This window comes from Nostoc sp. 'Peltigera membranacea cyanobiont' 210A (assembly GCF_002246015.1).
Lineage (GTDB): Bacteria > Cyanobacteriota > Cyanobacteriia > Cyanobacteriales > Nostocaceae > Nostoc.
In genome coordinates this window covers 43,693-65,668 of the sequence record NZ_NOLJ01000003.1, presented here as the reverse complement: position 1 = coordinate 65,668, position 21,976 = coordinate 43,693, and the positions used below count along the sequence as shown (strand labels likewise).

General features: G+C 41.9%; 14 protein-coding genes. 9 read left to right on the top strand and 5 right to left on the bottom strand.

Features of this window, described 5'->3' with window-relative positions:
- The first annotated feature begins 67 nt into the window (after positions 1–67).
- The 5 genes from CDG76_RS09545 to CDG76_RS09525 all read left to right on the top strand — a co-directional run bounded on the left by CDG76_RS09545 (position 68) and on the right by CDG76_RS09525 (position 6,122).
- Complete coding sequence (locus CDG76_RS09545) at positions 68–889, top strand: class I SAM-dependent methyltransferase (RefSeq protein WP_094348813.1); 822 nt, start codon at positions 68–70, stop codon at positions 887–889.
- A gap of 306 nt (positions 890–1,195) precedes the next feature.
- Positions 1,196–2,302, top strand: a complete 1,107-nt coding sequence (locus tag CDG76_RS09540; RefSeq protein ID WP_094348812.1) for an aliphatic sulfonate ABC transporter substrate-binding protein — start codon at positions 1,196–1,198, stop codon at positions 2,300–2,302.
- Positions 2,303–2,339: 37 nt separating this feature from the next.
- Positions 2,340–3,203 carry a TauD/TfdA dioxygenase family protein gene (locus CDG76_RS09535; RefSeq protein ID WP_094348811.1) on the top strand — a complete coding sequence of 288 codons (864 nt, stop codon included), beginning with the start codon at positions 2,340–2,342 and terminating at the stop codon, positions 3,201–3,203.
- Positions 3,204–3,782: 579 nt separating this feature from the next.
- Positions 3,783–4,871 carry a sulfonate ABC transporter substrate-binding protein gene (locus tag CDG76_RS09530; RefSeq protein ID WP_094348810.1) on the top strand — a complete coding sequence of 363 codons (1,089 nt, stop codon included), beginning with the start codon at positions 3,783–3,785 and terminating at the stop codon, positions 4,869–4,871.
- Positions 4,872–5,084: 213 nt separating this feature from the next.
- Complete coding sequence (locus tag CDG76_RS09525) at positions 5,085–6,122, top strand: aliphatic sulfonate ABC transporter substrate-binding protein (protein ID WP_094348809.1); 1,038 nt, start codon at positions 5,085–5,087, stop codon at positions 6,120–6,122.
- A gap of 273 nt (positions 6,123–6,395) precedes the next feature.
- Here CDG76_RS09525 and CDG76_RS09520 read toward each other — a convergent pair whose 3' ends face one another.
- Positions 6,396–9,443 carry a PAS domain S-box protein gene (locus CDG76_RS09520; protein WP_094348808.1) on the bottom strand — a complete coding sequence of 1,016 codons (3,048 nt, stop codon included), beginning with the start codon at positions 9,441–9,443 and terminating at the stop codon, positions 6,396–6,398.
- 469 nt (positions 9,444–9,912) lie between these two features.
- On the opposite strand from CDG76_RS09520, the gene CDG76_RS09515 reads away from it, so the two are divergent.
- Together CDG76_RS09515 and CDG76_RS09510 are read left to right on the top strand one after the other, a co-directional pair.
- On the top strand, positions 9,913–10,197 hold the full coding sequence (locus tag CDG76_RS09515; RefSeq protein WP_094348807.1) for a hypothetical protein: 285 nt from the start codon (positions 9,913–9,915) through the stop codon (positions 10,195–10,197).
- Positions 10,198–10,386: 189 nt separating this feature from the next.
- Positions 10,387–12,594 carry a CHASE2 domain-containing protein gene (locus CDG76_RS09510; RefSeq protein ID WP_094348806.1) on the top strand — a complete coding sequence of 736 codons (2,208 nt, stop codon included), beginning with the start codon at positions 10,387–10,389 and terminating at the stop codon, positions 12,592–12,594.
- Between the two features lie 713 nt (positions 12,595–13,307).
- Here the strand turns inward: CDG76_RS09510 and CDG76_RS09505 are convergent.
- Entirely contained in the window at positions 13,308–14,939 is a 1,632-nt protein-coding gene (locus CDG76_RS09505; protein ID WP_094348805.1) for an NB-ARC domain-containing protein, read from the bottom strand.
- 199 nt (positions 14,940–15,138) lie between these two features.
- Here CDG76_RS09505 and CDG76_RS09500 point away from each other — a divergent pair, with 199 nt between their 5' ends.
- Positions 15,139–15,723, top strand: a complete 585-nt coding sequence (locus CDG76_RS09500) for a calcium-binding protein (RefSeq protein WP_094348804.1) — start codon at positions 15,139–15,141, stop codon at positions 15,721–15,723.
- A 447-nt stretch (positions 15,724–16,170) separates the two neighbouring features.
- Here CDG76_RS09500 and CDG76_RS09495 read toward each other — a convergent pair whose 3' ends face one another.
- The 3 genes from CDG76_RS09495 to CDG76_RS09485 all read right to left on the bottom strand — a co-directional run bounded on the left by CDG76_RS09495 (position 16,171) and on the right by CDG76_RS09485 (position 20,398).
- Positions 16,171–17,154: an RNA polymerase sigma factor, RpoD/SigA family gene (locus CDG76_RS09495; protein WP_094348803.1), complete on the bottom strand. Its 984-nt coding sequence runs from the start codon at positions 17,152–17,154 to the stop codon at positions 16,171–16,173.
- A gap of 637 nt (positions 17,155–17,791) precedes the next feature.
- Positions 17,792–19,522 (bottom strand): helicase HerA domain-containing protein, encoded by a 1,731-nt coding sequence (locus tag CDG76_RS09490; RefSeq protein ID WP_094349382.1) that lies wholly within the window; start codon positions 19,520–19,522, stop codon positions 17,792–17,794.
- A gap of 81 nt (positions 19,523–19,603) precedes the next feature.
- Positions 19,604–20,398 carry a glutathione S-transferase family protein gene (locus CDG76_RS09485; RefSeq protein ID WP_094348802.1) on the bottom strand — a complete coding sequence of 265 codons (795 nt, stop codon included), beginning with the start codon at positions 20,396–20,398 and terminating at the stop codon, positions 19,604–19,606.
- Positions 20,399–21,139: 741 nt separating this feature from the next.
- Between CDG76_RS09485 and CDG76_RS09480 the strand changes: the two genes are divergently transcribed.
- Positions 21,140–21,973, top strand: a complete 834-nt coding sequence (locus tag CDG76_RS09480; RefSeq protein WP_094348801.1) for a fasciclin domain-containing protein — start codon at positions 21,140–21,142, stop codon at positions 21,971–21,973.
- Positions 21,974–21,976 lie beyond the last annotated feature (3 nt).

Genomic DNA, 21,976 nt, shown 5'->3' with positions numbered 1-21,976 from the left:
ACGCGATAAATCAGGTAAGAGACGCGATAAATCGCCGTCTCTACAAAATCTAAAATCCAAAATTGATATGACTCAACTAAAAACACTTCCTACCTACGACCCAAGTTTATTTGAGGGAGCCGCTGAAGGCTACGCTCAATATAGAACCAAATACCCACCGATTGTATTTGACAAATTAGCCGAAATATTTAATCTCAATGGTCAAGGACGACTCCTTGATTTAGGTACTGGCCCAGGATTAATTTCAATTGGTCTACGAACCAAATTTGAAGAAGTTGTGGCGATCGATCCCGATCCAGAAATGATTGCAGAAGCCAAACGGCAAGCAGCAGCAGTCGGAGCACATAATATTACTTGGTTAGAGCAAGGAGCAGAGTTAATCGACTCTAGTTTAGGGAAATTTAAGTTAACCACAATTGGTAGAGCCTTCCACTGGATGGAACGCGAATTAGTGCTTGAGCGCCTTTATGAATTGCTTACTGATGATGGTGGACTAGCACTGCTTCAGACTGGTGACAACCCTTGGGAAAGTAATTTACCTTGGAAACAAGCTGCTGTTGGAGTAGTGAAAAAATGGTTAGGTGAAGAACGCCGAACTGGGCAACGAGGACAAGGCACTCGTAAGCCAGTCGATCCTCCCCATGAAGTTGTCATTGGCAATTCGGCTTTTGCTCGCCAAGAAAACTATGAAGTGCCATTTGAAAAATCTTGGACTGTCGATAGCTATCTCGGCTACTTATACACTACAGCCTTCTCTCTGAAAATTTTCTATGGTGATAAAGCCCCAGCATTTGAAAAGGATCTCAGAGAAGCCTTACTCGCAGTTGAGCCGTCTGGACACTTTACAGAAGAACTCAAAGCTACAATCCTAGTCGCTTGGAAGCACTAGCAAAATTGCACCCAAATAAAACAGAGCTTCATTCATAAATTTCAATCTTCCACTAGCACGACATTGGAGTGGGTCTTTCTCACTCCACTTCCTAAATTTTTGCCTCCTAACTATTAAATTCTCAGTTCCTCGAGTCGTTTTAGGGTGGGTATAACCCACCTGTTTCTTAAGTTAATATATAAAGTTTTTTCAGTTAGAAGTATTTTTTAATTCTTAAATAACTTAATAAAAAAGATTTTTTGTTTTTTTACATAGCAATTAATCATCATGTTTTAACCACTTAGAGGGAAATCAATAAAACAACCCATGCCAGCTTTAAAAGGAAAGTTTGAATTCAGAAAAAGCCAGAGAACAACACGTCGTTCTTTATTGTTTGCTCTAGGCTACTGCTTAATGCTATCGACGACCCTATCAAGTTGTGGTGAAGCAAAAAATAGCACTCAGCAGTCACCAGCTTCCCCTGAGTCGGTAGCTTCATCTAGCACTACAGAGAAGTCAACTGAGAAACAAGTAGTACGGATTGTACGTTCAAAACAACTTACTGCTCTAGCAGTTTTAGAAAAACAGGGTTCCTTAGAAAAGCGATTAGAGCCTCTGGGTTTTAAAGTACAGTGGGCTGAGTTTGCGGCTGGGCCACAACAGCTAGAAGCCTTGCATGCAAATGGATTGGATATTGCATCTACAGCCGAATCGCCTCCTGTATTTTCACAAGCAGCCGGAGCGCCTCTTGTTTATCTAGCTACTACACGCCCTAGTGGTAAAGCAATTTCACTTTTAGTTCCTGTAAACTCTCCGATTAAAAGTGTTACCGATTTGAAGGGTAAAAAAGTAGCTTTCCAGAAAGCCTCCATTGGTCACTATTTATTAGTTAAAGCATTAGAAGATGCGGGGTTGAAACTGAGCGATGTCCAATCAGTTTTTTTAGCACCGGCAGATGCAAATGCGGCATTCAGTCAAAATAAGGTGGATGCTTGGTATATTTGGGAGCCATTCGCTACTAGAAATGTACAAAATAAAATCGCTCGTGTTTTAGCAGATGGTGGTAAGTTGCGGGATACTGGCAACTTTTATTCAACTTCACGCCAATTTTATCAGGCTCATCCTGATGTTATCAAAGTGTTTCTAGAGGAGTTAGAAAAGGCAGAAATCTGGACTAAGGATCATCCCAAAGAAGTAGCACAACTGCTTGCTCCTGTAACTCAGCTAGATCCACCAACTCTAGAAATAATGCATGATAAATATGATTATGGGCTAGTACCAATTACCGAGAAAGTCATTAACAAGCAACAGGAAGTTGCAGATAAGTGGTATAGCCTTGGACTTATCCCCAAAAAGGTGAATGTTAGAGATGGCTTTTTAACCCCTGAAGAGTACGCCAAAATTACTCCTTCAGATGTATTAGCTAATAAGTAGTTATCCCCAAGAAGAAACTAAAACACAGGAGAATATTATGCCAATCTCGACTTTGACAAAGGTTAAAATAAGTCCTATTAATGCCCCTTTGGGAGCCATAGTTACCGATCTTGATGCCAGCCAAGCGATCGCGCCTGAAGTTATATTACAACTTAAGGAAGCTCTGCGCGATCGCCACATCTTGATCTTCAAAGACCAAAAGCTCTCCGATAAAGAACTTTTGAACTTCGCTCTATACTTTGGCGCACTCTTTGTACCATCTGATGAAACTCCAGTATTGGCTTCTAAACCAGGAGAAACTCCGGTAGTGATTCCAATTTCCAATGTCGATGGTGGCTATACCGGTACTGGAGAATTAACTTTCCATTCCGATCACAAGTGGACTCCTACGCCATCTAGTGGTTCGCTTCTTTACGCTTTGGAAATACCAACTCATGGTGGAGATACGTATTGGTTAAACACCAATTTAGCCTATGAGGCATTAGATGAAACCACCAAAGAACGGATTGCAGATTTACAGCTAATTACCTACAACCCATTTTTGCGAGATCGGAATGCACCCCGCTCTTTGTATCGTTTAGACAAAACTATTCCTTTAATCAGTCCGATCTTTCCCCATCCTTTAGTTAGGACACATCCAGAAAGTGGTAAAAAGCATCTTTACTTAGATGCTGCTACAGAAGTGGAAATTGTCGGGTTAGAGCCGGAAGAAGGATCTAAACTGATTGAACAGTTGAGGCAACATCTAACTCAACCCAAGTTCTACTACCAACACAAATGGTCTGTAGGTGATATTGTCTACTGGGATAATCAAGCTACCTTGCATTACCGTCAAGCATTTGATCCAAATGAGCGACGAGTATTAAAGCGGGTTAGCCTTGCAGGTAGTCGTCCCTTTTAGGATTTATAGCTCAGAAGATTAAGCTAATGGGCATTTGATTCTATACATTTTTAAGGCAGTCAAGAGTCAAGAGTTCTTCTGACTCTTGACTGATTAAACTTGTCTAAATCTCACACTATATGCTTATCAAGACAAATAATAAAAATCTTAATTGTTTTTGTTTAAAACAAGTGTTTATGAATACTTTATTTCCAAAGCAAACTTGATAATATCTAAACTGAAATTGAGAGTTATTAGCACTCGTTAAAAGCGCTAAGACGAAAATTATTAAATTTAAATATAAAACATATTATGGCACTTTTCAAGTTTTTGCAAAGTCTCATTTTGTCTATCAATAAGCTGCAACAATCAAAAATAAACAAGACAAAGATACTATATGAGTATAGCCTAAATACTAAACCTATAAAAGCAAAATATAAAGAAGAATATGCAGCTTTCACGCCTGATTCAATTATATCTAATAAGTAATTGAATAAGAATTTAGAATTCGGGATTCAGAATCAACTTTAGTAATTGGAAAAGTTAAGCTTTTCGCCAATGTTTTTATATCAGTATTTAATCAAAAGCTGAGGTGCAAAAATGTTTCAAAATTTAGTGAAATCTAAGACAACAGTAATTAGTAAATTCTCATTGTTTTTAATACCTGGTTTTATAGCTTTATCTACTACTTTAATTAGTTGTACGTCAACTGTATTTAACACAAATACAGGAACTGTTCCTAAAGCAGAACCAGCAGGAGCTAAGACTATAACTTTTAAAACAAAGTTACTGCGAATAGGGTATCAAAGCTCTGGTGATTTAGTTAGAGTCAGAGGAGTTTTAGAAAAACGTTTGGAGCCTTTGGGCTTGAAAGTAGAGTGGTCACAATTTGCCCAAGGGCCACAACTGATGGAAGCGATGAATGTGGGCAAAATTGACATTGGCTCTGTTGGAGAAACGCCTCCGATCTTTGCCCAAGCTGCGGGTGCAAGAATCATCTATTTGGCTGGGAGAAGACTTGGCCCTAATTCTGGTAAAGGTAGTGCGATCGCAGTTCCGAAAAACTCTCCAATTAAAAAATTAGCTGATATCAAAGGTCAAAAAGTAGTCTTTCAAAAAGGTTCTGCTTCTCACTATTTTATCATCCAAGCCTTAAAAGAAGTAGGTTTAAAATATAGTGATATTCAAGTTTTGAGTATGCCCAATGTCGAAGCTCGTGGTGCATTTATTCAGGACACTATTCCAGTTTGGGTAACTGGCGATCCTCATTTAGCTTTGGTAGAAAAACTCCACGGTGCCCGTGTGCTGAGAGATGCGACAAATATCGGTACTCCAGGCGGATACTATGTAGGAACACGAGAATTTGCTAAGGAAAATCCCGAATTAGTTCGGATCATTTTAGAAGAAATTGATAAAAATGGTCAATGGGCAGAAGCAAATCGTAAAGAAGTAGCCAAACTCATAGCACCTGTACTCAAAATTGATTTACCCATTCAGGAAATAATTTCTAGTCGTGCTACTTATCGACTGAGAGGAATTACTCCAGAACTAATGCAAGCCCAGCAAAGTGTTGCTGATTTGTTCTATAACGAAAAAATCTTACCCAAAAAGATTGATGTTAAAGAAGCATTGCTCACGCCTCAAGAATATGCAACTATTACTCCACCAACACTAATAAGTGAAAAGTAGAGAATAATCAAATATGAAGTTTGTTTTTTTAAACAAACTAGAATACCAATTTACTAAATGTACAAGGAGATTTGCTGAAGTAGCAGAATCTCAATTTTTTGCCATAAGTTGGTGTTCTAGGAGGTTTAAATAATAACTTCCTATGATCTTACTTGCTTTTGAAAGTAAGACTGACAACGTAAACGCTAAAACTTCCGAGGAAAATCATAACTGATGAACAAGTCATTTCAACCACAACGCCGTACAGTCTTAAAGCGTATTTTCCAATATTCAGCATTGGGACTGTTTACTTTATTATCTCCCTTAGCAGGTAGCTTTGTGCAAAGCACCCAAGCGCAGACAGCCAAAGTAATTAACTTGGCTTATCAAAGTTCTGGCGATCTTGTCAAATCCAAAAAAGCTGTTGAGCCACGTTACAAAGCATTGGGTATAACTGTGAATTGGGTTGGGCCATTTGCAGCAGGGCCGCAATTGATAAAAGCGCTGAATGAAGGTAAGGTGGATATCGGCAATGTCGGAGAGACACCTCCAATATTTGACCAAGCTGCACGCCCAGGCCTCATCCCTGAAGTTGTCTATCTTACTGGACGCACGCCCAGCGATGGTACGAACCAAGGTATTGTGGTGAAAGCTAATTCTCCCATTAAGAAAGTAGCGGATCTTAAAGGGAAGAAAATTGCTTTTCAAGTAGGTTCTAATGCACAGTATTTACTAGCAAAAGCTTTGAAAGAGGTAGGGTTAAAAATTAGCGATATTCAAATCCTTGCTTTGACTCCACCTGAAGCCCGCGACGCCTTTATTCAAGATAAAGCTGACGCCTGGGTGGGTAGCGATCCCCTTTTAGCTGCTGTGGAAAAAACTACCCCGATTCGTAATCTGAGAAATGCAAAAGGAATTAATACTCTCGGCGGGTTTTATATTGGCAGGCGTGGATTAGTTACCCAAAATCCGCAATTGGTGCGAGTGTTTTTAGAAGAAGCACAGAAGGTAGGAGAGCAAGCTGAAAAAAACCCAAGCGATTATGCCAAAATTTTAGTTGATGAACAGAAATTAGATCCATCAGTTGTACAAAAGGTAGCAAGCCGTCGTACTTATAAATTGAGAAGACTGACACCTGCTATCATTGCCGAACAGCAAGGCGTTGCTGATTTTTATTTTGCAGAAAAAATCATTTCGCGTAAGATAGATATCAAACAAGCGATTCTTTCTGATCTAGTATATAAAGCGATCATTCCTGAGAATATCAAGTAATGGTAAACAGGTAGAGGCAGGTTTATTCAGCTATTAACTTGGCTGGCTCTATTGGTTTGCCAATTGCAAAGATTGGCTGAAAGCAGCTAGTACACTGTAGCGGAAGTTTGCCTAACTTTAACAAGGGGCTTAACAAGTTGCTCAACCAACTTGTTAAGCCTATTGTCTGGTTAATTGAGATGGATGGTAGGTGGATTAGCAAAAACTGAGGAAGGAACAAGCGATCGCGAATATTTTTACAGATATGATTTAGAACTGAAGGTAGAGGCAGGTTTATTCAGCGATTAAGTTGGCGATCGCATCTACTAATTCGCTTGGCTCTACTGGTTTGGCAATATGCTTGTTAAATCCGGCTGTTAGTACCTGTTGAGCGTTCATTTCTCCAGCATAGGCGGTAAGTGCGATCGCGCGAATTTTTCCTCCCTGCTCTGCTGGCAGTGTTCTCAACTGTCGCATGAACATACATCCATCCACTTCTGGCATTCCAATATCACTTAAAAGTATATCTGGCAAGGATTGGGCTAAAGTAGCTAAGGCTTCATTGGCTGATGTTACTGCTGTTACATTTGCCCCATACTGCTCCAGTAAGAAGACAATAAATTCTCGCGTATCTGTATCATCATCCACTACTAAAATTTTGACACCATTTAAATTTGAGGATGGCTCAGAATTGCTACTATCTTGTTTAATCTCTAATTGATTTTGGATTAACGGTAATCTCACAGTAAAAGTTGCCCCCCGATCTTCGCCTTCACTTTCTACTTGGACTGTCCCACCATGCAGTTCGACTAAGTGACGAACGATCGCTAATCCTAACCCCAATCCACCAAATTTTCTGGTGGTGCTGCTATTCTCTTGACGAAAATATTCAAACACGTAAGGCAGAAAATTGGGGTCGATGCCTTTCCCTGTGTCGCTGACTTGAATCAGTGCTGAGTTATGAGTACTGGGTGCTGAGTTGACATTAGAACATGATGATAGTCGAATATCAACCCGTCCGCCTTCTGGTGTAAATTTAACCGCATTTGAGAGCAGGTTCCAAACGATTTGCTGCAATCGGTTGGAGTCTCCCAAAACTTGTCCCAAATTTGGTTTCAGGCTGATGTGCATCTCTATTGATTTAGCTTCTGCTGATAGCCGCACTGTCTCCATTGCTGCGGAAATCACAGATGTCAGATCGACTGGGTAGATATTCAAGCTGATTTTACCTTGTAAAATCCGGGAGATATCCAGTAAATCTTCAATCAGTTGAGCCTGTAACTTCGCATTTCGCTCAATAGTCTTCAGCGCTTGAGGAATTGTCTTTTCATCAAGCTTTTTGGTTTGGAGTAGCTTTGACCAACCTAAAATTGGGTTGAGTGGCGATCGCAATTCATGAGAAAGTACTGCCAGAAACTCATCTTTTATCCGGTTGGCATTTTCTGCTACTTTCCGGGCGGTTTGTTCTGCCTCGTATAGGCGGGCACGTTCCATCGCTTGAGCGCACTGCTGTGCTAGTGCCAGCATAAATGCTCGATCGTCTTGATTAAACTTCTGAATTTCGGTAAAAGCTAGAGACATTCCACCGATAGCTCGTCCCTCGATGATCAATGGAATTGAAATCCAAGCGCCGTAGTTGTACTGGGCGTATTCCTGAGCCAGATTTGGAGCAACTTTTGTTTCGGTTGGCTCTTGCCAAATAGGCTGCTTAGTTCTTACTGCTTCTGCCAGTGGTGCAGAAGCATTAATCGAGAATCGACGCGATGAATCTACTATTTCTTGTTGTTCGCCAACAGTTCGGACAATTTCTAATTCAGTGCCGTTTTGAGTCAGTAGTGCCACAAAAACAGAACTAGCTCCCAAAGCTGCTATACCTTGCTCTACAATTACTTCAGCAACTTGTGTCGGAGTTAGAGATTCAGAAAGGGCAGCGGTAATCGCTTGCAGACGGGTAGTGCGAGATGCTGCGTGTAAAGCCGCCTGTTGAGATTGCTGTGCTTCTCTGTAGAGTCGGGCATTATCAACGGCTACGGCAGCACGACAAGCCAACTCCTCAGCTAACATCAGGCTTTTGTTATCGTAGCGACGACCTGAAGAAGAGACTAAAGTCATCGCTCCCAACACCCGTCCCCGAACGATTAGCGGTACGCTCATGCCAGATGTCGGATTTAATTCTTGCAAGATTTTGAAGTGACTGGCGTTGTGGGTTAACCCTTGCATCTGTTCATTAGAAATAAAATGAGTAATTTTTGATTTGCCCGTCCGTATTACCTTCGCAACACCTGCTGTTTGTGCCAAATCAGGCGGATAATTTTGTAACTGTTCTACCAATTCTTGTTTCTCTGGACTGGCATGGGCTGCTGCAACCCGGCGAACTAATTGATTGTCACAAATAATATCAACTAAGCACCAATCAGCTATTTCCGGCACTGCTAAACGCGTCAAACCTGCTAAGGTTGTCTCGTAGTCCAATGATGCAGCCAAAATCCCACTAGCCTCAGCTAAGAAACGCTGCTCCTCTTCTACCTGTTTGCGCTTAGTAATATCTCGCGAAGACGCTTGCATTTCTAAAATTTCTTGAGTTTGGCGATCGCGGATAGCTCGAACAGTTGCTTCCAACCAGATATAATGTCCGTCTTGGTGACGCGCACGGTGAGTAATGGTATAAATATCTGGTAAATCAGCATTGACTGGATAATTTTTCGCAATCTGTGCTAAATCGTCAGGGTGAACTAACTCATGGCTGGGATGACCGACTAATTCCTCTGGTTGATATCCCAGTACTGTGTAGCAAGCTGGTGAAACGTACAGAATAATTCCATCTACTGTAAGACGGGAAATAATATCAGTTGAATTTTCAGCCAGCAGCCGAAAACACGCCTCACTCTCGCGCAATTTGGCTTCAGCCTGCTTGCGTTCGGTAATATCGACGCACATTCCCACCCATTCGCGGATTTCGCCTATTTCATCGAGTATAGGCACACCGCGTATATTCATATATCGGTATTCACCGTCATGCCGTAGAACACGGTACTCAGCAACTGCAACACTGCGTGTAGGAAACGCCTGTTGCCAAATTTCCACCATCGATGAACGATCTTCTGGGTGCAGAGCCTCAACCCAACCCCATCCTTTATATTGTTCGAGACTTTGCCCTGTGAACGCCTGCCAAGTTGGAATCTCATCAACAACATTGCCCCAAGGTGCTGCCCTCCAGACGATGGATGCGCTAGCTTCTGCCAGTGAACGGTAGCGTGCTTCACTATCGCGCAGCGCAACTTGCTGTTCGCTCAAATATTGCTGCAAATCAGTAACCTCTTGAGCTTTCAGGTTCTCACTCATTTTAAAAGTATTTGGCTAAAAGCAACTCGCCAGGTTTTCCCATCTGCTGTAATAGTATATTTTGATTTTTCTAATGCAATATAGCAGATGCTATGGCTCTAACTGCACCCATCTAAGGTTATAGACGTTGTGCAAGAAAAGGCAGGGGAGCAGAGGGGGAAGAAGATCGCCTATAAGCCTGGATTTCATCACAAGTGAGAAATCCAAGGGGTGTGGGAGGTGTGGGAGGTGTGGGAGGATGGGGAAGAAGTCTTACCCCCCACACTCCCCACACTCCTCTTCCCCNACACCTCCCACACCCCTTGGATTTCTCACTTGTGATGAAATCCAGGCTTATAGGCGATCTTCTTCCCCCTCTGCCCCCTCTGCCCCTCTGCTTTCTTGTAAGTTGGTGATTATGTATTACATCAACTATCATGCAAGCTATTTAAGCTAGTAATAGAATTGTTTCAATTCAGGGGATAAGAATATGAAGGTTTGGCTTGCTTGCTTTTTAGTGCTGTTTGCCTTAGCGGAACTGTTTGACTGGTTGCAAGAATTTAATCTGCCATTACCTATCTATATTTTGGGTGGTGCTTTTTTAGCTGTTGCTTCTAACTATGATAAAATTGTGGGCTACTATTTTGCTGATTCAAGCATTGAAGCATCACTTGAACAACCTCAGTTAGATTCACTAACTCCATCGACTAATCCGATTTCTTTCCCAATTACCAGTTCTGTTGAAGATGTTCAAACATCTCAAACAGATGATTAGTGCTTATCTGATTTTATGGTTGACGCTGGACGTAAGCTTGCTTTAAAGGTAGGAATACGTCAAAGCCTCTAAAAAGCAAGTAAATTGCTACATTAATGCAAACTCAGGTTAAATAGCTTTTAACCTAGCTTCCGAAAATTAACTTCTGCGCCTACAAATCTACCCAATTCAGGCTATCGCCGCAACGCCGTGATTAGTGGACTATTAGAAAAACTCCGCGTACCTTTTGTCAAAGTTCAGGATTCCCGTGAAACTTCTAAGAGCAAAAGCTGGCTGCAAATTATTTTTGTTACCAGTGTCGGAGTTACCGCCTTTATCTGGGGAGTTCGGGAACTTAAATGGTTACAGCCTTGGGAGTTAAGAGTTTATGACCAGATGTTGCAATCGCGGCCAGCAGAAGCACCCGATCGGCGGATTTTGCTAGTAAAAATTACTGATAACGATCTCAAACGCGAGAAATGGCCTCTATCAGATCGGGCAATCAATCAGCTATTAAAGAAAATAGAGTCTTATCAACCGCGAATTGTTGGTTTATATCTTTTCCGACCGGAAGACAATAATTTGGCGGCTAATCTCCAAAATCAAGATAACATTGTCACTACCTGTTTGTTCAGCAGTTTGGGTAGAGATGAAATTCCCCCGCCGCCCAATGCCGCTATAGATAATGTCGGGTTTAGCGATGTGGTCGCTGACAATGAAAACGACCAAATTATTCGCCGCACTTTATTATTTGCTAACTCCACAGACAAAAAATGTACAACATCATTTGCATTTGGTGCATTAATTGCAATTAATTATCTAGAAAAACAAGGTATTGAATACGATTTCACTAAAAAAGGAGATTTTATATTAGGTAAAACCTTGTTTGTGCGTTTACAACCTAATTCTGGTGGCTACCAACATTTGGATGCACAAGGCTATCAAATATTATTAAATTACCATCACCCCAATAGCCTCGCCGACCAAGTAACCCTCACAGATGTTCTTAGTGGGCAAGTCAACCCCAGTTTATTCAAAGACCGTCTGGTAATTATTGGCACTACAGCGGCTAATATCCCTCCAGGTGGCTTTTATACACCATACAGCGCTTTGCCAGATCAACCAGCCAGAATGCCTGCTCTATTTATTCATGCACAGATAGCAAGTCAACTCATCAGTACAGTGTTGGATGGGCGACCCTTGATTTGGTATTGGCCAAACTGGGTGGAACTTATTTGGGTGTGGGGCTGGTCGCTATTAGGTGGTGTTTTAGCATTGCGGTGGCAAAATCCGCTGCTTTTGCTAGTAGTGGGAACAGTAACTCTATTTGGCTTAGTAGTAATCTGCGTTGCTTTGTTTTTGCAAGCTGGATGGGTGCCGTTAATCCCTCCTGCTCTTGCTTTGGTGATTAGTAGTATCTGTGCGATCGCTTATACTAGCTACCAAAATCAGCGGCAAACTCAGGTGATTGTTCTGCAAGTTGAAAAACAACAAGAAGCGATCGCCCAATTAAATGTACTCTTAGAAGATAAAACAGCAATTCCCGACTCGTCTGTTGACTTTCCTCCCCTAGTTGATTCACCAGAAATAAAATCAGGTGATTTGCTTTTGAGTGGACGCTACAAAATTTCTAAAACTCTTGGTGCAGGTGGATTTGGTCGGACTTATTTAGCACAGGATACTCAACGACCGGGTAATCCTACTTGTGTAGTTAAAAAGTTAATGCCAGCCCGTCAAGATACACGATTTTTGCAAGTCGCTCGCAGATTGTTTCATAGTGAAGCTGAAATTTTAGAAATTTTGGGTAAACATCATCAGATTCCTGAACTACTTGCTTATTTTGAAGATAATCAAGAATTTTATTTAATTCAACAATATATTGAGGGACATACCCTAAGTGAAGAATTACCACCCGTACAAAATGTCCAAAACGAATCATTTGTGATGGAAATGCTCAAACAAGTTTTAGAAGTCCTAGAATTTGTTCATCAGCATCGAGTGATTCATCGCGATCTCAAACCGACTAATATTATTAGATGCGCTCAAAATAATCAGCTAGTATTGATTGACTTTGGGGCTGTAAAATTAATGCAACCACCGAGTAGTGAACAAACAGAATTAGCGACAGTAGCCATCGGGACGCGGGGTTATGCACCTCCAGAACAATTTGCCGGTCATCCCCGCTTGTGCAGTGACATTTATGCTTTAGGAATGATTGCTATTCAAGCCATAACTGGGATACCACCGCAAGAACTCCATCCAGATCCAGAAACGGGTAATGTGATGTGGCGGCAAACGGTGCAAGTGAGTGCAGAATTAGCGGCAATTTTAGATAAGATGGTTTGCTATCATTTTAGCGATCGCTATCAATCAGCCACCGCAGTTTTACAAGATTTGAAACGTTTTTCAACTAATTGAACTGGTGGCTGGGGATTAGGGACTGGGACATATACCAATACGCTTGGGTTAAGGAAAATTGTAGTGGCGTGTCAAGGCTAAAATGTTGCAATAAATTTTCTTGTGGGGCGGGCATCTTGCCCGCCAATTAGGACGGGCTAGAAGCCCATCCCACAAGAGTTTGCTAATGCACAAATTTAGTCTTGACACGCCAGTAGGTTGGGTTAAGCAAAGCGCAACCCAACAAAGTCCCGAAAATGTTGGGTTATCCTGCGGGATCTTGCTACGTTCCTCAACCCAACCTACTGGCGTGGCAAGGCTAAAATGTTGCAAAAAAATTGTAGGTTGGGTGGAGGCTTTGCGTAACCCAACATCCTGATATGTGTTGGGTTGCGCTCCGCTCCACCCAACCTACATCTAATCCACTATTTTAAGCTTGCCACGCCACTACACATTTCAAGGTTTTTGGCGCTAACCTAAGCGTATTGGGACATATACAGCAGATTTCAAGTTGGTGAGGTACACACTCCTGAATTCCGAATTCTGAATTCTGCTGTATCAATTTACTTCTAGCGCTCCTAAAGTTTTTAAAGTTACTACCTCTGCTTCACTCAAGCCTGTCACCCTAGTAATAATCATGCCTTCATAAGTGCGGCTGGTCTCAACATTTGTTGAGAATCTGGACTCACCGCAACTGCCCAAACACTGTTTGACTGCCTTGTTCTTGCGCCCTCTTATCTGGGCGAAGCCAGAATGGGATGGGATTGCTTCTGACTGTTTGAGTCTGCCTTGTTCCTGCGCCCTCTTATCTGCTTATCCCATCCTCCATCCCTAAAAACTTCATCCCCTTGTGGATCGGGTTTTTCTTTTTGGAGCTTTCTAACTAGTCTGCCAAGTTTATCCTCAAGCTGATCGGCAGAGCCAAGGGTTATTAGTAGTTGATTTAGAATAGGTCTTACAATCAGATGAATTTGACTATCGCGGATGTAGTCTTTTGCTAGGGCTTGCATCGAAGCATAAGTCACCAGATATTGCGATGATTCTGTTACGATTTCCTTGCAGACTTGCTCAATCAAGCACTTTGTCACATATTCCATCACTACAGGTTGCTGTGTGAATCCTCCAGTATTGCTTTCTATCAAGCTACGCCAGCGTAAAGATTCGAGGACTGACATTAACTTAGGCTTAGGCAATATTGGTGTGAAAGCTGTTTGCAATTCTGTCGAGGAAAGCTTGCCCCGATTAATTGCCAGCCAGTACATCACTTGCTGCTCAGACGTGGAGAGTCTTTTGAATTGTTGTTCTAGAAGATTGCCAATGCCCTGAAATACGGTTGTGCCTTCGGCGAAGAAGCAGGCAATGTTACCTTCATGTAAGTCCCGAATGGAAGTGGCGGCAATTTTCAAAGCTAGGGGATTACCACCGTAACACTCAACCAGTTGGCGGGTTTCGTCCTCGGAGCCTGATAGCCCTTTGAGTTTCAGAATTTTTTGCCCGGCTGCGACTTCTAATCCTGATAAAGCAAGGGTACGGACTGGCAAACCATCACCTTCTAAGGCAGCAACTTCAGTAGGTTTTTCCCGGCTAGTGAGCAAAATAGAGCTTTGATGCCCAGTTTCTCCTAATCGCCACAGAAGTTCGCAGTAGGGTTCGTAGCCCTCACGGTAACAGCCTGTCCCTTTACCTTGCTCCAATAATGTGTCGAAATTATCCAGAATCAGTAAGCATCGATATTTGCGGAGATACTCGATTAAACAAGTAATTTGCTCATAGGGGGAGGCAGGCAATGTGGTAACTTGTTGATGAGAAAAAATTTTGATGCACTCCGTCACCTTGTCATGAAAAAAAGGTGCGTGTCGGAGCGATCGCCAAATCACATATTCAAATTCTCCCTGTAATTGTTCTGCTAACTTCACCGAGAGCGCGGTTTTGCCCATACCACCCATACCTAATAGAGTGACTACACGAGCGCGATCTCTCACAATCCATTGGCTGAGGGTTTCTAATTCTGTAGTACGTCCATAGAACTGGGAAACGTCGATTGCTTCCCCCCAATTTGTATAGTTCGTAAAGGGTTGAAAGTTTAAGGTTGAGGAGGTGTTTATGTCCTGTTGTCGCTGTGCGGTTCGCTTCAGCACTCCTTGCAGGTTATTTTTGGTAACTTTTTCGCCCAAAGCTTGAGAGAGCGATCGCCATAATTCCGAGCCAACATCTTTGATGTGACCGGGGTCATAAGTGACTGTTCGCGCCATTTCGAGATAAGTTTTCCCTTCCCAAGCGTAGCGAAATACAATCTCTTGCGCTCTCGTTAAGCGTCCTCGTTCCAATAATTGCTCAACTATTGCGATCGCTTCTTCAACCGTCATTGCTTTCGGTAGTAATACAGGCTCACTACAATATTCACACCATAAACTTGATTTTTTGTCAAAAGTTTACGTAAATCTACGAAAAAGAACCCGACCTTTTCCCGACCTTTTCCGACCGACAAACTTGATATTAGCCCTTTAGAATCTATGTAAGATTCAGATCGATCAAGAATCTAACCAAATTATTGAGGGCAAAGACATGGCTTATTACTATTACGGCACAAGTGGAAATGATTATCAAAGCTACAGTGGTTCAGACAGTATTTTTGCCTATGCTTATGAGGGAGATGATACCATCTATGGCAATACTAACGACGATTACCTCTATGGATATAGCGGCAATGACTACCTAAATGGTTGGACAGGTAACGACGTCTTATACGGAGACGATGGAAGTGACAGTTTATATGGATACTCTGGCAGTGACACTCTATATGGTGGAGATGGTGGCGATACTTTACAGGGTTCTAGCTCAACTGCCTACGACAGTTATGAATATGATGTCTTAAATGGTGGCAGTGGCTACGATAGGTTTGTTTTAGGTACATCCTATGATGGAAACTTTTATCAGGGAGGTGGCTACGCTACGATACAAGACTACAATCCTGCGAATGACTATATCCAATTGAAAGGAAGTGCAAGTTCTTTTTATCTTGGTACTGCAAATTATGAGGGAACTAGCGATCTTGATACACTCATATATCAGAATGATGGTGACTTGTTAGGAGTAGTTCAAGATAAGACTGGTATAGAGTTAACCAGCTATTATTTTAGCTTTGTCTAGTCCTACTACAGTTACAAATCTTTGATGACTTTAGAGCAACGCAATTTTAGCTCGCTCCTCAGCTTTATTTATCTGAATTTACACTCTTGTATCTATAACCAAGGAAGTTAAAAATCCACTTGTAAGGGGAGCATTCCAATTGCGGAAAAAGTTTGATAACTCTCATTCTCTAACCCAGTCTCCTAAGAGGTTGTTTGAAAAGTATTATTGCTCACATCTGAGCCTCAAAAATCTAACCCCCCTAGCCCCCATTCCCTACTAGTGAATGGGGGTTTCAAATTCAAAGCCTTTTGACCTTTAAACTGATAAAAAATGAGCAATAAAAAATTTGCTTACGGGGAAGCAAGCACACATTTTTCTAGTTTTCAGCAAAAAAAAATCGCCCCCTGAATTCAGGAGGCGCATCACCAAAGTGGTGTAGAGACGCAAAATCTTGCGTCTCTCGTTTTAACTAGCAACGTATTCTTTGACATTGGCACGACGGCGACGCAGATGAGCCAAAGCTTGATGCTCTAACTGACGAACGCGTTCGCGGCTGAGATTCAATCTCTCACCTACTTTCGCCAATGACATTTCATTACCATCTTCTAAACCAAAGCGTAAAGCTACAACTTCTCGCTGTTGCGGGGTTAGCTCTGCTAGCAGATTGTTCAAGTCTTGGCGTAAGAATTCCTGGTTAGTGTAATACTCTGGTGATGGGCCATCATCTTCGAGCATTTCTTGCAACTCAGTATCCTGGTTCTCACCAACCCGCACATCCAAAGAAACTGGTTGACGAGCCATATTCAGGTACTCGCGAATCTGAGCAGGTTCTAATTCTAGTGCTTTGGCAATTTCGGCTGGAGTCGGCGATCGCCCCAAGGTTTGAGCCAACTCGCGCTGCACTTTTTTGATTTTGTTCAGTTTCTCGGTAATGTGGATCGGTAAGCGAATAGTACGTCCTTGTTGAGCGATCGCACGAGTAATTGCTTGGCGAATCCACCAGTAAGCGTAAGTTGAGAACTTATAACCCCTCATCGGGTCAAATTTCTCCACACCCCGCTCTAATCCTAGTGTTCCTTCCTGGATTAAATCCAGAAACTCCATATTTCGCTTTTGATACTTTTTAGCAATAGCAACAACCAAGCGTAAATTCGCTTCGATCATTTTTTGCTTTGCCCGCTTACCTTGCGCCACTGTTTGTTGCACATCGGTTTCCGATTGTTGAACGTGATCGGCCCACTCTGAAATATCTGGTTCGCGTTGCAACTTCTTCGCCAAAGCTTCCTTGGCGTCGATCAGCGTCATCATTTGTTGCACTTGCTTCCCAAAGACAATTTCTTGTTCGCGGGTTAGCAGTGGTACACGACCAATTTCTCGCAGATAGGTTCGCACCATATCAGCCGTGAATTTGGTGTTGAGGTTTTCGGTTTGGCTATTGACAGTAGGCATTGGTGCGATGTCCTCTACTTCGTAAAGATAATGTATGTTTTATTACTAAAATGGATGGGAAAAAGTAGTACATCTATCACGAAATATTGGGAGCTACCAAAAGCAATTAGTTAATTGATACAGCCGTTGTTAAGACGGTAAGCCCCCAATGATAGGTTCCCCTACCTTCCCTAAATTTTCAATCTTTTATAAGCACGCTGGTTATTTTTGAGAATTCTTCTCTTGGACAGTTACTAACACCGAGCGGCAAATCCGAAGTCGGTATGAGTTCTACTTAACTTATGATACGATAAATCAGGCAAATAGTAAACTATCTTAAGATAAAACCTATGATTATAATTCAAAAGCAGCCGTTATAGAAAAAATTTTAAATTTCCTTTGAAATTACTGACTACATCTATAGTGACGCCAAAAACCCCTCTTCTGTTGCCAAAAACTAGCCGGATAACCGAACTTAATTTGCTGTGACAATGGAGGGATGTCACGAATTGGTCATTTGTCATTGGTCATTAGTCACTTGTACCGAGCGACTCGTGCCGAGTGGAGCCGAGGTAAGCCGTTGGCGCAATCTCTGTCTCCGACACCCTGTTCGCGTTCGTAGAGAAGTATTGGTCATTTGCAAAGGACAAAGGACAATCTAAAATCCAAGGTCAGCTTTGGCTAGTTCCGCAGCGGCGAATACTTCTGCGTCAGGTTTTTCTTCCCAGGCTGGCTCACCAATTTCTGCGTAAAAAGTTGCGTCATAAGGACGGGTACGCACTACTACGGGCATGGGAACGGCGTGACCCAAAATTAAGGCTTGTTGCTTCGAGTCTAGCTTTGCCAATACCGATCGCAGTCCGCTACCACCAGATACACCTGTAAAAATCGCGTCAATGTCTTTTTCATCATTCAGCAAAGCAGTAATACGAGTCCCAATTTGCGACATAACTTCATTATCTATGCCTGACGGGCGTTGATCAACTACCAAAAGTGTGACAAAATATTTTCGCAGTTCGCGGGCAATAGTCCCAAAGATAGTACTTTGGACGATAGCCGGGTCAAGGAAACGGTGCGCCTCTTCAATGGTAATCATCAATGGCGTGGGGCGATCGCAAGGATTTTTGCTTTGCAGAAATTTGTCTGCTTTTTTGACGTAATGCTCGTGAATACGTCGGGTGATCATATTCGTCACCAGCATATAAGAGAGCATATTAGACTGGGAACCAAATTCTATCACAACATTCTTCCCAGATTCCAGGCATTGCACAATTTTACTAATATAATTCTGGGGGCAAACTGCTCGCATATACTTCAAGCTATCCATCCGCAATAGTTTGCGCTGCAATGCCATAATCGAGCCTTTGTGTCCGCGCTTCTCGTCGCAGAACATCTCGATTTCTTCGTTGGTCATATTCAACAACTGGACAATCCAAGACTTGCCAAATTCGCTATACAGAATATTGGCGTTATCTAAGGCTGCATCAGAGAGTCCTAAATCTCGACTACATAACTTAATATCTTCAACTTCTATTTGCTCATAGCTCAAATAAAGTTCTTGGGCATCACGCACACCACGGCGCTTTGTCGATTCTGGGTCGAGGGTATAAACTTCTACCTTACTAGGAAAAAGTTGCTTTAAGCCTTTAACAGTACTGACATTCTTACCTTCTGCAACGGCTTCCCAGCCATACTCGGAGTGCATATCAAAAATCAAATTGACTGCCGCATTTTTACGGATAACGCCAGCTAAAAGTAGCCGCGTTAGAAAAGATTTGCCAGTACCAGATTTCCCAAACACCCCATTACTGCGTTCTACGAAGCGATTTAAATCGATGCAAACGGGCACATCCATATCCAAAGGTTTGCCGATGGAAAAGTTGCGTCTTTGGGGGTCATCTTCCCAACCAAACACCCGGCGAAAATCGTCAATACTTGCGTCGTAAACTTGACTAAAGTGGCTAGGAATAGTTTTAACAGGCAACAATTCCATCGTCGTGCTGGTTTGGGGCACAAATGAAGCCAAACCCGTCATCGATGGCAGGAAAGGATTTGCCGATTTGCCATTTGTTGGGGAGAATGATTCTTCAGTTTCGGGAGTGAACATCAACATCGGCGCGAGGTTAATAGTACCATAAGTACCACTTCCGGCTAAAACATCTCGTAAAAAAGTGTCTTCCCAACTGGGGGGATTAGCAATAATTCGGGCATTAGCAGCTCCCAATGCTACATCTGTCAGCATACAAAAAAAACGCGATCGCATCCCTTGCACAACAAGAAACTTACCCACCCGCATATCTTCTACAGAAATGTCAGGATGCAATCGGACTTCTAAACCTTCAGTTAAAGAACCTTGAATGACCGAACCTAATGGCTGTGCCGAATTCATCTGATTAGTCATTTGTCATTTGTCATTGGTCATTAGTCATTGGTCATTAGTCCCCAATCCCCAGTCCCCAGTCCCCAGTCCCTAATCAATCTGAATCGAGGTTGGCGCACTTCCTGTTGATGGAGTGGTACTAATTAAAGGTTTGCGGAATTGGGCGTAAAGGCGATCGCGCCAGGTGAAGAATGGTGCATAATCTATATTCTCGGCAAAGATTGGCAATCCTTTACCTCTAATAGAAGCTGGTAAATCCAGATAGGGGCCAGAGGGGAACTTGAGTAATATCGATAATCCAGCCACCGCTAAGTCAGCTAAAGTCGGTTCATCTCCTGTTAAATAGGGACTATCTGCCAATAATAACGTTAAGGCTTCCAAGTCTTGTTTTAAAGATGCGATCGCTGACTGTATCACATCTGGGCTGTAACCTACGCTAAAACCCAACACTGTCAGTAAGTCACTAGGTACTCCTTGAACCAGACTTTTAAATATATCTGGTGTTGAGGTGGGTAATAAAGACTTACGAAAATTTTGATCTTGACTTACGGCTGCAAATAGTGCTTTGCGACCTTTGATGCCTATGGACTCATCGGCCCATTCTTCTATTAATAAAGTTAAACCCCGTTGTTTAGGATCTTGCGGCATTAGGGGGCGATCGGGATACTCTAAATCTAAATACTTAGCTATTTCCGTAGAATCCGCAATATATTTATTACGATCCTTTAATACAGGCACTTGTCTTTGACCAGTCAGCCGGAACAGTTCTACTTGTCCAATCCCAGGCGTGACCTCTATTTTGCGGTAATCTAGTCCTTTAAAATCTAGAATTAGGCGCACTTTCTCTGAGTATTGAGAGAGTTCCCATTGGTATAATTCCAGCATGTGTTCTATCTCTTGTAACTGGTCAACTTATTAACTTTACAATTGTATCTTTAGTTTAAGTAATTTTGATTGGTATTAGTTGGTTAGCTATCTATTTAATTGACATTAGGGTTTAACCGATGCCTGATTTTTGGCAAAATTATCAATTAAAAAAAATATTGTTTTCTGATTTCTTAGAATATCAAATAAATAATTAAGTAATTTAATTCAGCATATAAATAAACTCAACCCCTCATTCGTGGGTCTTCAACAGTTACTACAATTTTTGTCAGCGTTAGCCTACGTTAAAAGATTTCGGTAATTAATTTCTGTGTTTTTGCTGAATAATCAATGGTTAATTCTGAAATATAGCCTTCTTCTCTATGTAATTCAGGATTTATGAATCAACTATTAATTTACGTACAAGTTTGTATATAAATTGTCTTTTAAGTATAATTTTTTCCCGTAGCTAATTGTAACTCATAACTTGTAGAGGTAAGAGTTTCACACTTTCTGAGAATTTATGTTACACCGAGTGGGATTTTTAAATTTTCGTGTGGTGGAGAAAACTTGCTCAATTTACATAAAATATATGGTAGATATATTTCATACCTATCAGCGTGAATCGAGGTTAAATATTTTACCTCACTAGCACAAACTCTTCTAGAGAAAAATCTTACTTCCCTCTTGAGTTAGATTTTGTGCATAGCAAAATGTTATAAATCTTTATGTAATGTGTGGACAAAAAGAAAAACAAAATTTATGAAGACAAATTACAGCAAATTTCTGACCACGTTGGCAGGCATAGCAGGATTTACTAGTTTCAGCGTCCTCATTACTTTACCATCTGATGCGAAAGAGGTACTAAATCCTAACCCCAGTATTTTCAACGAAGCTCCCTATAACCAAGGTCAACGCCTTCAAGCAAACACTCAATATACACCTGCCGAAGCTGTTTCCCAAATAGAAAAGGGCAATACCAAACGCAAACCAGTAGCACAGAAAAGTGGTGCAACGCTAAATCCCAAACCAAGTATTTTCAACGAGCCTCCTTATAACCGTGGTGGTGGTAATGTTACACCTAGTGAACCTACACCCGTCACTCCAGGTACTACCCCAGAAACTCAACCTACCAAACCATCTACAACTCCACCAGGGCCAGGGGCAAGCGACAATCAAGGCAAAAACTTGTTAGCCTTGGCAGAGTCAAACGCTTCCTTTACCACCTTGACCAAGGCTTTAAAAGCAGCAGGATTAAGCGCAGCTTTGCAAGGCAAAGATAACTTAACTATTTTTGCACCCACAGATGCAGCTTTTGCTAAGTTGCCACCAGATGCTTTGCAAGAATTGTTAAAGCCAGATAACAAAGAAGTATTGCTCAAGATTTTAACTTACCATGTAGTAGCTGGTAAGGTATTGTCTGCTGACTTAAAGTCTGGCGAAGTTAAAAGCCTTGAAGGCGGCACAATCAACGTTAAAGTCGATCCTGCTACTGGTGTAACTGTCAATGATGCTAAAGTCACACAGGCAGATATCACAGGTAGTAACGGCGTAATCCACGCAATCGATCAGGTGATTTTACCTCCTGACTTGTAGTTG

Bases quoted from the DNA above. Each gene is read 5' to 3' on its own strand.
- CDG76_RS09545 (WP_094348813.1), top strand. From the start codon at position 68: ATGACTCAACTAAAAACACTTCCTACCTACGACCCAAGTTTATTTGAG.
- CDG76_RS09540 (WP_094348812.1), top strand. From the start codon at position 1,196: ATGCCAGCTTTAAAAGGAAAGTTTGAATTCAGAAAAAGCCAGAGAACA.
- CDG76_RS09535 (WP_094348811.1), top strand. From the start codon at position 2,340: ATGCCAATCTCGACTTTGACAAAGGTTAAAATAAGTCCTATTAATGCC.
- CDG76_RS09530 (WP_094348810.1), top strand. From the start codon at position 3,783: ATGTTTCAAAATTTAGTGAAATCTAAGACAACAGTAATTAGTAAATTC.
- CDG76_RS09525 (WP_094348809.1), top strand. From the start codon at position 5,085: ATGAACAAGTCATTTCAACCACAACGCCGTACAGTCTTAAAGCGTATT.
- CDG76_RS09520 (WP_094348808.1), bottom strand. From the start codon at position 9,443: ATGAGTGAGAACCTGAAAGCTCAAGAGGTTACTGATTTGCAGCAATAT.
- CDG76_RS09515 (WP_094348807.1), top strand. From the start codon at position 9,913: ATGAAGGTTTGGCTTGCTTGCTTTTTAGTGCTGTTTGCCTTAGCGGAA.
- CDG76_RS09505 (WP_094348805.1), bottom strand. From the start codon at position 14,939: ATGACGGTTGAAGAAGCGATCGCAATAGTTGAGCAATTATTGGAACGA.
- CDG76_RS09500 (WP_094348804.1), top strand. From the start codon at position 15,139: ATGGCTTATTACTATTACGGCACAAGTGGAAATGATTATCAAAGCTAC.
- CDG76_RS09495 (WP_094348803.1), bottom strand. From the start codon at position 17,154: ATGCCTACTGTCAATAGCCAAACCGAAAACCTCAACACCAAATTCACG.
- CDG76_RS09490 (WP_094349382.1), bottom strand. From the start codon at position 19,522: ATGAATTCGGCACAGCCATTAGGTTCGGTCATTCAAGGTTCTTTAACT.
- CDG76_RS09485 (WP_094348802.1), bottom strand. From the start codon at position 20,398: ATGCTGGAATTATACCAATGGGAACTCTCTCAATACTCAGAGAAAGTG.
- CDG76_RS09480 (WP_094348801.1), top strand. From the start codon at position 21,140: ATGAAGACAAATTACAGCAAATTTCTGACCACGTTGGCAGGCATAGCA.